This is a genomic window from Paenibacillus sp. J22P277, assembly GCF_059383675.1.
In genome coordinates this window covers 327,633-340,166 of sequence record NZ_JBXENS010000009.1, presented here as the reverse complement: position 1 = coordinate 340,166, position 12,534 = coordinate 327,633, and the positions used below count along the sequence as shown (strand labels likewise).

Below are 12,534 nucleotides of genomic sequence, written 5' to 3'. Positions count from 1 at the left end.
GGGAAACTGCGTATCCGGTATTAGCATTCGTTTCCGAATGTTATCCCAGTCTTGCAGGCAGGTTGCCTACGTGTTACTCACCCGTCCGCCGCTAAGCTATCCCGAAGGATAGCTCCGCTCGACTTGCATGTATTAGGCACGCCGCCAGCGTTCGTCCTGAGCCAGGATCAAACTCTCCATAAAAGTGGCCGAAGCCATTTTCAGGATGTGCTTGTTAGCTCATCGCTGACTTACTTTAAAACCTGTTTGACAGGTCGCTCATTGTTCAGTTTTCAAGGTACAAGTTCTTTTCTCGTATCGCCCATGTCTCAGCGGCGACTTGATTAATATATCACAGATGCTTGCTTCATTGCAAGCTTTTTTATTTTCTTTCAATAAAAAACTGTGATACATTAGTTTGCCTCAAAAGCGGCAAAAAGTAATATATCACAGTTCTTCTCAAAAGGTCAAGCTTAAATATGAAATTAAATTCAAGCGTTCGTTCTTGTAATGACTTCTTCTATATATAACTGTCTTTCATTCGCTAAATTCACGATTGCCCCATTCACCGACACCCATGGCCGCGTCGGGTGGTTGCGGTCGGAGAATACGATCTCGCCAAGCCTATTGTCGCTTAGACGAACGACGGTTCCGTTATGGAACTGCGTGGCCTTCTCGATAAAGATACGTACGTACGCGGGATCGAGCTTGCCGAAAGAATCCTGATGCAACTGCTCCAGTACCAAATAAGGAGAAGTTGCATTGCGATACGACCGTTTCATCGTCATTGCATTGAAAATGTCCGAAATCGCAACGAACTTCGCATAGGGATGAATCTTCTCCGATCCGATTCCGAGAGGGTAGCCGCTACCGTCGAATCGTTCATGATGCTGGAGAGCCGCTAATTTGACGCCTTCATTAATCGCGGCGACGTTTTTGAGCAGTTGATAGCCGAGCACCGTATGGCGTTTCATGTCTTCCGCTTCCTCGGGCGTCAGCTTCGTCGGTTTGTTCAAAATGGCGCGATCGATCTTGGCATTGCCGATATCATGGAGCAATCCGGCAAGCGCGGACTGCATCCAATCCTTCTTGGGCAGTCCGTTCCATTGCGCCATCATGTAGCAGCTGAGCGCGGACATTACGCTTTTGTGGTAGAGATAATCTTCGTTCGGCACGTTTTTCGGAAAGAACGTCAGCATTTTGTATTCGTGGCTATGCTGCAGCAGCGACTCAAGCTGATTGCGGATATCGAGCATTGGCAAGGTTTGTCCGCTCATCATTTGGTTAAATACGCTTTTCAATAGTACGACCGTACGATCATATTGTTCCATAAGCGATGATTTAACGTATGTCGCTTCCTTCGCTTGCTCCTGACTTTTGTCAGTCGACGCTTCTTCCGCTTCCTTCTTCTCCGGCGGCCCATCGATAATGACTTGGGGTACGAGAAAAGCCTGCAAGATTTCATACTCTCGGGGCGTAATGACCTTTCCCTTATGGAAAAGCACGCTGCCGAGCGGCGTCAGAACGTCTTGCGCGATTTTGTCCCCGAGCTTCACCTGCGAAACTGATACCGTGCCCATACGTCTCTCCTCCACGTTGCTTGCCTCAACACTGCATTGGAAATCTATTGTTCGTCAGATGACGTATCTTCGACGTCGGCGCCTTCAAACTCCTCGCCGTCTTCGGTTTCTTCGCTGCGAGCAACCCTGGTTACCGTCGCAACGGAGTCATCTTCGCGGATATTGATCAATCTAACCCCTTGCGTATTCCGCCCCATGGTCGAAATGTCGGCCATGCTCATGCGGATCAACGTACCGGAGGACGTCATGATCATCAGATCCTCGTCGCTTTGCACGACGCGCAAGCTGACGATCAGCCCCTTCTTCTCCTGCACGTTGAGCGTCTTGATTCCTTTGCCGCCGCGGCTCTGGGACCGGTACTCGCCTTCCGGCGTTCTTTTCCCGTAACCATTGGCCGTTACGATGAGAATCTCGCTTCCCGGCGCTACGACGTCCATGCCGACAACTTCATCGTCATCATCGGAGTTGATCCCCTTGACGCCTGTTGCCGAACGTCCCATCGGACGAACGTCCTGTTCCGGGAACCGGATGGACATCCCCTGGCTTGTGCCCATGATGATCTCTTGATTGCCGTCCGTCAACTTCACGCCGATCAAATCGTCGTCATCGCGCAAATTGATGGCAATGAGTCCGACTTTACGGATATTGGCGTAATCATCGAGCGGCGTTTTCTTGACGATGCCGTTCTTGGTCGCAAAGAACAAGAAGCGATCCGGCTCGAACGACTCCACCGGGATAACGGCATTGACCGTTTCGCCTTGTTCGATCTGGATCAAGTTAATGATCGGCGTTCCCCGCGCGGTCCGGCTGAGATCCGGGATCTCATAGGCTTTCAACCGGTAGACCTTGCCCTTATTCGTAAAGAAGAGCAAGAAGTGATGCGTGTTGGATACGAAAAGATGCTCGACGAAGTCGGTGTCCTTCGTGTCCATGCCGATGACGCCTTTGCCGCCGCGCTTCTGGCTGCGATAGGTTTTGACCGGCAAACGTTTCACGTAACCGGAATGCGTAACCGAAATGACGACATCTTCCCGCGGAATCAGATCCTCATCGAGAATTTCATCTTCGCTTGCCATCAACTCCGTTCGGCGTTCGTCGCCGAACCTTTCTTTCACATCTTCCAACTCGTCGTTGATGATTTGGAGCACCAGCTGCTCATCGGCCAAAATCGCCTTGTATTCGGAAATCTTGCGCAGCAATTCCGCATATTCGGCTTCGATTTTATCGCGTTCCAGACCGGTTAAGCGTTGCAAGCGCATATCGAGGATGGCCTGCGATTGATCAAAGCTGAGCCCGAATCGCGAAATCAAGCCTTCGCGTGCTTCGTCGGTCGTTTGCGATGCGCGAATCAGCCGGATGACTTCATCCAAATTATCCAGCGCGATGCGCAAGCCTTCCAGGATGTGAGCCCGGGCTTCCGCCTTCTTCAGGTCGAATTCGGTCCGGCGTCGGATGACTTCGATCTGGTGCTCCAGGTAGTAATAGAGAATATCCCGCAGGTTGAGCGTACGCGGTTCGCCCTTGACGAGCGCCAGCATGTTGAAGCCGAAATTCATCTGCATCTGCGTATGCTTGTACAAATTGTTGAGCACGACCGTCGGCGTGACATCTCGGCGAAGCTCGATGACGACGCGCATGCCGTTGCGATCGGACTCGTCGCGCAGATCCGTGATGCCTTCGATCTTCTTCTCGCGAACGAGCTCGGCGATTTTCTCGACGAGGCGCGCTTTGACGACCTGATACGGCAGTTCGTGCACGATAATGCGCGCCTTGCCGCCATTCTCTTCGATAGTTGCCCGCGCACGCATCGTCACCGAACCGCGGCCGGTGGTGTACGCTTGGCGCATGCCTTCGCGTCCCATGACAAAGCCTGCCGTCGGGAAGTCGGGTCCTTTTATATAATCCATCAATTCGATCGGGGTGATATCCGGATTGCGGATAAGCGCCTGTACTCCATTGATGACTTCGGTCAAATTATGCGGCGGAATGTTGGTCGCCATCCCTACCGCGATCCCGGTCAATCCATTGACGAGCAGATTCGGGAAACGGGCAGGCAGCACCGTCGGCTCATGCTCTTCGCCGTCATAGTTAGGTGCATAATCGATGGTTTCTTTATTGATATCGCGGAGCATTTCCATGGCGATCTTGGAAAGACGCGCTTCCGTATATCGCATCGCGGCAGCCATATCACCATCGATGGATCCGAAATTGCCGTGTCCGTCGATCAGCATATAACGGAGCGAGAAGTCCTGCGCCATCCGTACCATCGTCTCGTAAACGGCAGAGTCGCCGTGCGGATGGTATTTACCGATGACTTCGCCGACGATCCTGGCCGACTTCTTATACGGTTTGTCCGGAGACATGCCCAGCTCGGACATCGCGAACAAAATCCGGCGATGCACGGGCTTTAATCCGTCGCGAACGTCCGGCAGCGCGCGGCTGACAATGATACTCATTGCATAATCCATAAACGATTCGCGCATCTCGGTACCGATATCGCGATCCCGTACTTGCAGATTTTTCTCTTCTGCCATCGTAAACCTCCTAGAGTTTGCATATGCTTAAGCTTTCAATGACGGTTGAACGATGAATGCGACGCCATCGAAGAGCAGGAATAATCATCGAACGAATACTAGCATTCATTTATAGTTTCGGCTCATTCTTGCCATCCTTAAACGTTTGCAAACATGAAACTTGCCTCACGCGCGTACCCAACTCTAAAACTTCTCCGCACTAGGTGTATACACGCTCCAAACCCGAATATCCGCCATAAACTAACATGATCATGAGGCCATTTTCGAGCCGTTCTGCAGATAAACCTAAAAATAGGCATTATCTCTATTATAACATTGATTTTCGCCTCTGTCTCCTGCATGCCATGGTATTCCCGAACCTCTTACCAAGAACACGAAAGGTGGAGCCAGGTTGGCCATCCAGCGCGTGAAAAGCAAATGGGCAAAAACGAAAGTACTGCTGCTATCGGAGCAGCTGCGTGAGCGTATACCGGTCACGAAACGTTGGAACATCCCGGAATTGGAAGCCATGTTGGATGAACACGGCATGGTTTACGTCAAACCCGATCAAGGTACCTTCGGGTTAGGCGTCGTTCGGGTGGAAAAGAACGCGGACCTCGCATACACGTATCAAACCGGTACTGTTCCCCTGCGGTTCGCCTCCTTCGACAAGATGGCAGCGTCGCTTCAGAAGCGCATCGGAAACCGCCCCTACTTAATTCAACAAGGAATTCCCCTTCTCACGTACGACGGACTGCGCTTCGACATTCGCGTGATGGTGCAGCACAATCCCAAGCATGAATGGGAAACGACCGGAATCATCGGAAGGCTCAGCCATCCCCAAAAAATCGTGACCAACTACCATAGCGGCGGCGTACCCATGGCCTTCGACAAATTGATGCAGCCGCATGTCACGCCGCCGCAAATCGAGAGCTACAAAATGTGGCTCGCCGACATCGGCAAGTCTGTCGCCGCGCAGCTGCAGACCCGTTATCCGCGGTTGAAAGAAATCGGCATCGATATCGCGATCGACGAATCGCTCCGTCCCTGGATCCTGGAGGTCAATACGCTGCCGGATCCCTATATCTTCCGCAAGCTGGGCGACAAAACGATGTTCCGGCGCATCTACCGGTACTGTCTCGCTTACGACAGACGCATGAAATAACGACAAGCCGCCCGATTCTTCGGACGGCTTGTTTGATTTACGCTAAATGTCGAGGTTTTTGACGTATTTCGCGAACTCTTGAATGAATTCGCGACGCGGTTCCACGTTGTCGCCCATCAGCGTTTCGAAGATATTGTCGGCTTCGATGGCATCCTCGATCGTGACTTGCAGCATTGTCCGGCTCTCGGGATCCATGGTCGTCTCCCACAGTTGGGAAGCGTTCATCTCGCCGAGACCTTTATACCGCTGCACGTTGACTTTGGCGCCTTCGCCGAATTCGGCGATGATGGTTTCGCGCTCTTTCTCGGTCTGCGCGTAACGGACGACTTTATTTCGTTCGATCTTAAAGAGCGGCGGCTGGGCGATGTACACGTAACCGGCCTCGATGATCTTGCGCATGTAGCGGAAGAAGAACGTAAGCAGCAGCGTTCGAATATGCGCGCCGTCGACGTCGGCATCCGTCATAATGATGACTTTATGGTAACGCGCTTTGGAGAGGTCGAAGTCATCCGCAATGCTCGTGCCAAGCGCCGTTATGATTGCTCGGATCTCCGTGTTGGAGAGAATCCGATCGAGACGGGCGCGCTCGACGTTCAAGATTTTCCCCCGGAGCGGCAAAATCGCTTGAAAATGGCGGTCGCGGCCTTGCTTGGCGGAACCGCCCGCGGAGTCCCCTTCGACGATGTAGATCTCGCTGATCGAAGCGTCGCGCGACGAACAGTCGGCCAGTTTGCCCGGCAGCGCGCTGACTTCCAGCGCGCTCTTGCGGCGCGTCAACTCGCGCGCTTTGCGCGCGGCTTCGCGGGCGCGGGAAGCCGACAGCCCTTTATCGACGATTTTACGCGATACCGACGGGTTCTCGTCGAGAAACTCCTGGAACTTCTCGGCGAAGAAGGATTCTACGATGCCGCGGACTTCGCTGTTGCCGAGTTTGGTCTTCGTTTGACCCTCGAACTGCGGTTCCGGGATTTTGACGGAGATGATCGCCGTCAATCCTTCGCGGACATCATCGCCGGACAGGTTGGAGTCGCTATCCTTGATGGCGTTCATTTTGCGGGCGTACTCGTTGATGATCCGTGTCAGCGCGCTCTTGAAGCCGGATTCGTGCGTACCGCCTTCATGGGTGTTGATATTGTTCGCGAACGAATAGATATTCTCGGTATAGCTGTCATTGTATTGGAGCGCTACTTCGACTTGAATATTATCTTTGGATCCTTCGACATAGATCGGCGCTTCATGCAACGCTTCCCGGCTACGGTTCAAATACTTGACGAACTCGATGATGCCGCCTTCGTATTTGTACGTGGTGGACGTGCCCGTGCGTTCGTCGCTTAGCGCGATTTCAATCCCTTTATTCAAAAATGCCAGCTCGCGAATCCGCGACTGCAGCACTTCGTATTCGTAAACGAGCGTTTCGGTGAATATCTCGCCGTCCGGCTTGAAATGGGTCGTGGTGCCGGTTTCGTCCGAATCACCGATAACCTTGATCTCATATTGCGGCGCGCCGCGTCGATACTCTTGGCGATAAACCTTGCCTTCCCGTTTAACCGTGACTTCAACCCACTCGGACAAGGCGTTCACGACGGATATCCCGACGCCGTGAAGACCCCCGGATACTTTATAGCCTTCGCCGCCGAACTTGCCGCCGGCATGAAGCACGGTCATGACGACTTCGAGCGTCGATTTCTTCAGCTTCGCGTTCTCTCCGACCGGGATACCGCGGCCGTTATCGATAACGGTGATGCTGTTGTCTTCATGAATCGATACTTCGATGCGCGTGCAATAGCCTGCGAGCGCCTCGTCAATACTATTGTCAACGACTTCCCATACGAGATGGTGAAGTCCTTTTCCGCTAGTGGAGCCGATGTACATCCCCGGGCGTTTGCGTACTGCCTCCAACCCTTCAAGGACTTGAATCTGACTTTCGTCATACGTATTCTGATTCGACGACATGCTGGGTTTCACTGCTCCTCTCAACTACCCTGGCCGCGAACTTCGTTCGCTGCTCGGGCCTGCAACCTACTTGCCATTTTGCATGCTGAATGCCCGTTAACCCGCTAACTTGTCGCAAAATGGTGCGAACGTTTCTTAAGCGTTGAAGATGAGATGGGCGAGTAGTAGATCTTATGCTCGGTTACTACAATGGATTTCGCTTCTTCTTCTCCTATGATTTCAACGTCTTTGCGCTTACGGGCTTGCGCGACGAATTGCTTGGAAAGCTTGGAGGACTGCTCGATCGAAATATCGAAGATCGCCACGAGCTCCGCGGCACGAATGATTTTCTCCCCGCCTAAATGTATATACATTGCTTCGCCCTCCGCTTCTTCACTTCGCGATTACAGCGTTACATGCCCGTCCTGTACATGATAGATTCGGGTGTCATGCAGCTTGCTGATATTGACGCTCTCAAGCCCCGTAGTCGTAATGAACGTTTGTACTTTGCTTTGAAAAGTTTCAATCAGCTGCGTTTGCCGATGCTGATCCAGCTCCGATAACACATCGTCGAGCAGCAGCAAGGGGTACTCGCCGATTTCTTCATGAATGAGTTCGATCTCGGCTAACTTGAGCGACAGCGCAGTCGTTCGCTGCTGTCCCTGGGAACCGTAAACCGACGCTTCTTTGCCGTTGATAAAGAAAGCCATGTCATCACGATGAGGACCAACGAGCGTCATCCCTCGACGAAGCTCCTGATCCTTGACTTGCGTTAACTTTATCATAAATTGCTCAAATAATATAGATTCTTCTTCTTTGGCGTCGCTTTCGAAAGAGGGCCGATACGCGATCGTCAGCTCTTCCGATCCGGCCGTAATGCCGGCATGGATGGTCTGCGCCCATTTCTGCAGCTTCTCTATGAAGCTTTGCCTTTTTTTCACAATTTTAACACCATACTCGGCAAGCTGCATGTTCCAAACTTCAAGCATGGCCGCATTAGCGTTGCCGGGCAGGGTCGATTTGAGGTAATTATTGCGCTGCTGCAGCACTTTATGGTATTGGCCGAGCGCATGCAAATAACCGGGCTGCACCTGGCCGATTTCCATGTCGAGAAACCGGCGGCGCACGCCCGGCGTTCCCTTCACGATCTCGAGATCCTCCGGGGCGAACATGACGACGTTGAGCGAACCGACGAAATCGCTCAGCTTGCGCTGCTCCAAACCGTTGATTTTCGCTTTCTTCCCTTGTTGGGACAAAGCGAGATCCAGCGTCACGGTTCCGTAGCGTTTCTCGACTTCTCCCCTTATGCGGGCTTCGCTGGACTGCCAGCCGATTAATTCCTTGTCTTTGCTGGTCCGGTGCGACTTGGTCAAAGCAAGCACGAGGATCGCTTCAAGCAGATTCGTCTTGCCCTGCGCATTCCGACCGACAAACAGATTGACCTGATTACCGGTCGTTAATTCGATCTGCTCGTAATTGCGGTAATTCTGAAGCTGCAAAGCATTTAATCGCACTGTAAGGCCTCCCGGTCATTGCCGGCGTAAACAGCTGTTTGCCGCATTACCGTTTCACGATCGTAAAGGCGCCGAATCCTTTTACGTCTATTTTATCCCCGACATACAGCTTGCGGCCGCGGCGGTTATCCGGCTCTCCGTTGATCACGACTTCATTTTCCTGCAAAAAGAACTTTGCCGCCCCGCCGCTGTCGATGCAGTCCGACAGCTTCAAAAACTGGCCGAGCGCGATATATTCCGTGGCAATTCCGATTTCTTTCATGCTGGTTGTCTCCTCGTTTAGCCTGTCGTCCGGTACGGAAGGATGAGATGCAGGCTGTGCGGATGGTCGGTCGGTTTGATGATAATCGGGCTCATGGCGCCGGTAAAGCCGATGAAGATGAATTCGCTGTCGATGACTTTCAGCGTATCGAGCATGTATTTGGAGTTAAAGGCGATGCGCAGCTGCTCGCCGGTCATTTCTTTTACTTCCACCTGTTCCGTTACGCGGCCAAGCTCCGTGGAGCTGGACGAAATTTCGATCGAGCCGTCTTCTTGGGTAACGAGGCGAACGATGTTCGTTTTCTCTTCGCGTGACATCAGGTAGGCGCGATCGATCGCGTCCGTCAATTTTTTTGTTGGCAGGACGAGTTCTGTTTTGAAATTCTGCGGAATAATCTTGGAAGTGTCGGGGTACGTCCCATCCAGAATGCGGGAATAGAAGAGTACATGGCCGACTTTGAACAGCACTTGATTGTCGGCGACGACGATATCCACATGTGTATGATCGTCCGGAACGATCTTCGACAGTTCGCCCAGCGTCTTGCCGGAGATGACGACATTGGAGAATTTATAGCCTTCCGGTGCTTCGACCGTGGCGGCGCGGCTGGCAAGGCGGTGACGGTCCGTTGCGACGAATTTGAGCTGGCCTTCGGATAAATTCCAAAGCGCCCCGGTCAAAATCGGCGTTTGCTCGCTGGTCGAAGCCGCGAATATGGTTTGACGAATCATCGATTTAAGCAGGTCGCCCGGAACGGCAATCGACTCGCTTTGTTCAATGGTCGGCAATATCGGGAATTCCTCCGGATCCAGACCGACCATCTGGATATCCGTCATGCCGGAGCGGATCATCGTTTGAAATCCGTCTTTGACTTCGATCTCAAGCTCGTCCGAAGGCAGCTTCTTGACGATTTCGACGAAAAACTTCGCCGGCAGCACGACGCTTCCCGGTTTCTCGACCCTGGCGATGACGAATTCGCCGTTTTCGACGGGAATAAAGCTTTGAATGGAGATGTCCGTGTCGCTTGCCGTCAATGTGATACCTTGATGATTCACGTCGATTTTGATGCCGCCGAGAATCGGAATCGCGGGACGTGTCGAAGAAGCCTTGGATACTTGTTGAATCGCGTCGTTTAATTGATCTTTGCGGATCGTTAATTTCATAATTGTCACTCCTAAAGGAAAGGGATCACGGCTGCGAAAAAGGGAGTCGTTTTCACCTATATTTTGATGATGTTTATTAAAGAAAGATAGTAGAAGTCGTAGTAGGGGCGCTGAATATGTGGATAAGTGGGTTTAACACGGATAAAGCAAGCCTATCCACATGTGTACAGCGTGTGCATAGGCTTGCCGGTTCGATGTTGAAGAAGTGAATAACTTTCGCGCGCGTTATGCACCGTTCTTCCTATTCATATTCAGGAATGGCTTTTGATCTTCTCCGTTAACGTCTGAATGATCTTGAACAGCTCGGAATCGATTTTGAGCTGCTGCGTGATCTTCTCGTGGGCATGAATGACGGTCGTATGGTCGCGTCCGCCGAAAGCTTCCCCGATCTTAGGCAGCGAGTAGTCGGTCAGCTCCCTGGACAGGTACATGGCGATTTGCCTCGGGAATGCGACCGCCTTCGTGCGTTTGCGCGCCTTGAACTCCTCCAGCTTCAACCCGTACAGCTCTCCGACTTTATGCTGAATATCCTGCATCGTAATCATTTTGGGCCTGCTGGACGGAATGATATCCTTCAGCGCTTCGGCCGCCAGATGCGAGGAAATATCCTCGTTGATCAGGGATGAATAAGCCACGACACGGATGAGAGCACCTTCGAGCTCGCGAATGTTCGTATCGATTTGACTGGCAATGTAGACCATGGCCTCGTTCGGGATGTCCAAATTTTCCGCTTTCGCCTTCTTCCTCAAGATCGCGATCCGCGTCTCCAGGTCAGGCGGCTGAATGTCCGTTATGAGCCCCCATTCGAAACGCGAACGCAGCCGTTCTTCCAGCGTCGGTATTTCTTTGGGCGGGCGGTCGCTGGAAATGACGATTTGTTTGCGTTCCTCGTGCAGCGCGTTGAAGGTATGAAAGAATTCTTCCTGCGTCTGTTCTTTCCCCGCCAAAAACTGAATATCATCGATCAGCAGCACGTCGATGTTCCGGTATTTGTTGCGGAAGCTTTCGCCGCGGTTATCGCGGATCGCATTGATGAATTCGTTGGTAAACTTCTCGGAAGACAAATAAAGCACCCGCGTGTTGGGGTTATGCTCCAAAATGTAATGCCCGATCGCATGCATCAAATGCGTCTTGCCGAGTCCGACGCCACCATAGAGAAACAGCGGATTATAGGCTTTCGCCGGCGCTTCGGCCACGGCCAGTGACGCGGCATGGGCGAAACGATTGTTCGCGCCGATGACGAACGTATCGAACATGTATTTAGGATTAAGCATGTGCGAGTAAGTCTCTTCCGGGCCGACTTGGGCGGGGGGTAATACGATCGGCTGGAACTCCGCTGGTTCAGGCGGTTTATTTTCTTCAATCACGAATTTAATGTCGAATTGACGCCCCATGAATTCCTGCAGCGTCGTCCGCACAAGCTTGGTATACCGGCTTTCGAGCCATTCGGCCGCGAAAGTCGTCGGTGCTGTTACAATGACGACGGATTCTCCGCTGAACGAAGCTTTCGTCGCCTTAAACCAAGTATCGAAGCTGGGCTTGCTCAACTTGGTTTGTATGATAGACAGCACCTGTTGCCACATTTCGTGCGTATGGCTATCCACAAATGGTCACTCCTTATCAAAATCGCCGCAAAGGGCGCTATCCAGCTGAAGATGTCGAAAACAGGGGGTATTCGGCAGGAAATGAATCCACATTATTAAGGGATGGAGAATAAAACTTATTCAAGGGGGATGAATGTTGTTCACATTCTTATCCACAGGCTGTTAATAATGTTGAGGGGGAGTTGGAGTCATCCACACAGAAAACATATTTATCATAGCAAAAGAAGCCTTGATATTCAACGATAACGGCCATTTTATCCACAAATTCAATAGGTTGTGTACAAAACTTATCGACAACACTAGATATTGTTAATATCTTGTTACCATTTCGACATAATCCGGGGAAGTGCGATAAAATCATCCACATGTTATTAATTTGGCGCGGTTATCAGAGCGAAGAACCGTTTATCCACAGTCTTTATTCGGTAGTAGACTTCCTGCCTGTTCGCCTGGCCTGCAGGTTGACTTTTGTATGTTGGCGTGGTTTAATTGGAAAAGGCGTTTTTTACGGAGAATGCTCATCGTTCGATTTTTCTTATCGACCTTGCAGCATGCTCGAATAGGAAAACCGACGATCGCGAATCGTGAAGACGATCAGTATAGAATGAAGACCAAAGACAAGGCGATTGAGTATGGTTAGGAGGTGCATAGATCAATGAGACCTACATTTAGACCGAATGTGAGCAAACGCAAAAAAGTTCATGGTTTCCGCAAACGTATGGCATCCGCAAACGGACGTAAAGTGCTGGCTGCCCGCCGTCAACGGGGAAGAAAAGTACTGAGCGCGTAACTTCAAGACCACTTTACGTGGTCTTTTTTTCATTT

The 12,534-nt window shown here is 51.6% G+C and carries 10 protein-coding genes and 1 rRNA gene; 2 read left to right on the top strand and 9 right to left on the bottom strand.

The genetic code is table 11. From position 1 onward, the window contains the following. From AC50YL_RS30975 to gyrA, 3 genes are all read right to left on the bottom strand, one after another. Positions 1 to 183: ribosomal RNA gene (locus AC50YL_RS30975) — 16S ribosomal RNA — on the bottom strand; the annotation flags it as partial. 287 nt (positions 184 to 470) lie between these two features. Beyond that, entirely contained in the window at positions 471 to 1,559 is a 1,089-nt protein-coding gene (locus AC50YL_RS30970) for an HD-GYP domain-containing protein (protein ID WP_494837139.1), read from the bottom strand. Between the two features lie 44 nt (positions 1,560 to 1,603). Continuing rightward, entirely contained in the window at positions 1,604 to 4,093 is a 2,490-nt protein-coding gene (gene gyrA, locus AC50YL_RS30965) for a DNA gyrase subunit A (RefSeq protein ID WP_494837137.1), read from the bottom strand. Between the two features lie 391 nt (positions 4,094 to 4,484). Between gyrA and AC50YL_RS30960 the strand changes: the two genes are divergently transcribed. Then, on the top strand, positions 4,485 to 5,237 hold the full coding sequence (locus AC50YL_RS30960) for a YheC/YheD family protein (RefSeq protein ID WP_494837135.1): 753 nt from the start codon (positions 4,485 to 4,487) through the stop codon (positions 5,235 to 5,237). A gap of 42 nt (positions 5,238 to 5,279) precedes the next feature. Here the strand turns inward: AC50YL_RS30960 and gyrB are convergent, their stop codons facing one another. The 6 genes from gyrB to dnaA all read right to left on the bottom strand — a co-directional run bounded on the left by gyrB (position 5,280) and on the right by dnaA (position 11,709). Next, positions 5,280 to 7,190, bottom strand: a complete 1,911-nt coding sequence (gene gyrB / locus AC50YL_RS30955; protein ID WP_494837134.1) for a DNA topoisomerase (ATP-hydrolyzing) subunit B — start codon at positions 7,188 to 7,190, stop codon at positions 5,280 to 5,282. Between the two features lie 104 nt (positions 7,191 to 7,294). Continuing rightward, positions 7,295 to 7,543 carry an extracellular matrix regulator RemB gene (remB, locus tag AC50YL_RS30950; protein ID WP_090649306.1) on the bottom strand — a complete coding sequence of 83 codons (249 nt, stop codon included), beginning with the start codon at positions 7,541 to 7,543 and terminating at the stop codon, positions 7,295 to 7,297. A gap of 30 nt (positions 7,544 to 7,573) precedes the next feature. Beyond that, positions 7,574 to 8,683 (bottom strand): DNA replication/repair protein RecF, encoded by a 1,110-nt coding sequence (gene recF / locus AC50YL_RS30945; RefSeq protein WP_494837133.1) that lies wholly within the window; start codon positions 8,681 to 8,683, stop codon positions 7,574 to 7,576. 46 nt (positions 8,684 to 8,729) lie between these two features. Further along, a complete protein-coding gene (gene yaaA / locus AC50YL_RS30940; RefSeq protein ID WP_161743863.1) occupies positions 8,730 to 8,945 on the bottom strand; it encodes a S4 domain-containing protein YaaA in 216 nt (71 codons plus the stop codon). Positions 8,946 to 8,962: 17 nt separating this feature from the next. Further along, the gene (gene dnaN, locus AC50YL_RS30935; protein ID WP_494837132.1) at positions 8,963 to 10,105 is read right to left on the bottom strand and encodes a DNA polymerase III subunit beta; all 1,143 of its coding nucleotides are present in this window, start codon (positions 10,103 to 10,105) and stop codon (positions 8,963 to 8,965) included. Positions 10,106 to 10,356: 251 nt separating this feature from the next. After that, complete coding sequence (gene dnaA, locus AC50YL_RS30930) at positions 10,357 to 11,709, bottom strand: chromosomal replication initiator protein DnaA (RefSeq protein ID WP_494837131.1); 1,353 nt, start codon at positions 11,707 to 11,709, stop codon at positions 10,357 to 10,359. Between the two features lie 655 nt (positions 11,710 to 12,364). Between dnaA and rpmH the strand changes: the two genes are divergently transcribed. Continuing rightward, positions 12,365 to 12,499, top strand: coding sequence for a 50S ribosomal protein L34 (gene rpmH / locus AC50YL_RS30925; protein ID WP_308636988.1), 135 nt, complete (start codon positions 12,365 to 12,367; stop codon positions 12,497 to 12,499). Positions 12,500 to 12,534 lie beyond the last annotated feature (35 nt).

Excerpts from the sequence above, each read along its gene's own strand:
- yaaA (WP_161743863.1), bottom strand. The coding sequence starts at position 8,945 with ATGAAAGAAATCGGAATTGCCACGGAATATATCGCGCTCGGCCAGTTT.
- remB (WP_090649306.1), bottom strand. The coding sequence starts at position 7,543 with ATGTATATACATTTAGGCGGGGAGAAAATCATTCGTGCCGCGGAGCTC.
- AC50YL_RS30970 (WP_494837139.1), bottom strand. The coding sequence starts at position 1,559 with ATGGGCACGGTATCAGTTTCGCAGGTGAAGCTCGGGGACAAAATCGCG.
- dnaN (WP_494837132.1), bottom strand. The coding sequence starts at position 10,105 with ATGAAATTAACGATCCGCAAAGATCAATTAAACGACGCGATTCAACAA.
- rpmH (WP_308636988.1), top strand. The coding sequence starts at position 12,365 with ATGAGACCTACATTTAGACCGAATGTGAGCAAACGCAAAAAAGTTCAT.
- gyrA (WP_494837137.1), bottom strand. The coding sequence starts at position 4,093 with ATGGCAGAAGAGAAAAATCTGCAAGTACGGGATCGCGATATCGGTACC.
- gyrB (WP_494837134.1), bottom strand. The coding sequence starts at position 7,190 with ATGTCGTCGAATCAGAATACGTATGACGAAAGTCAGATTCAAGTCCTT.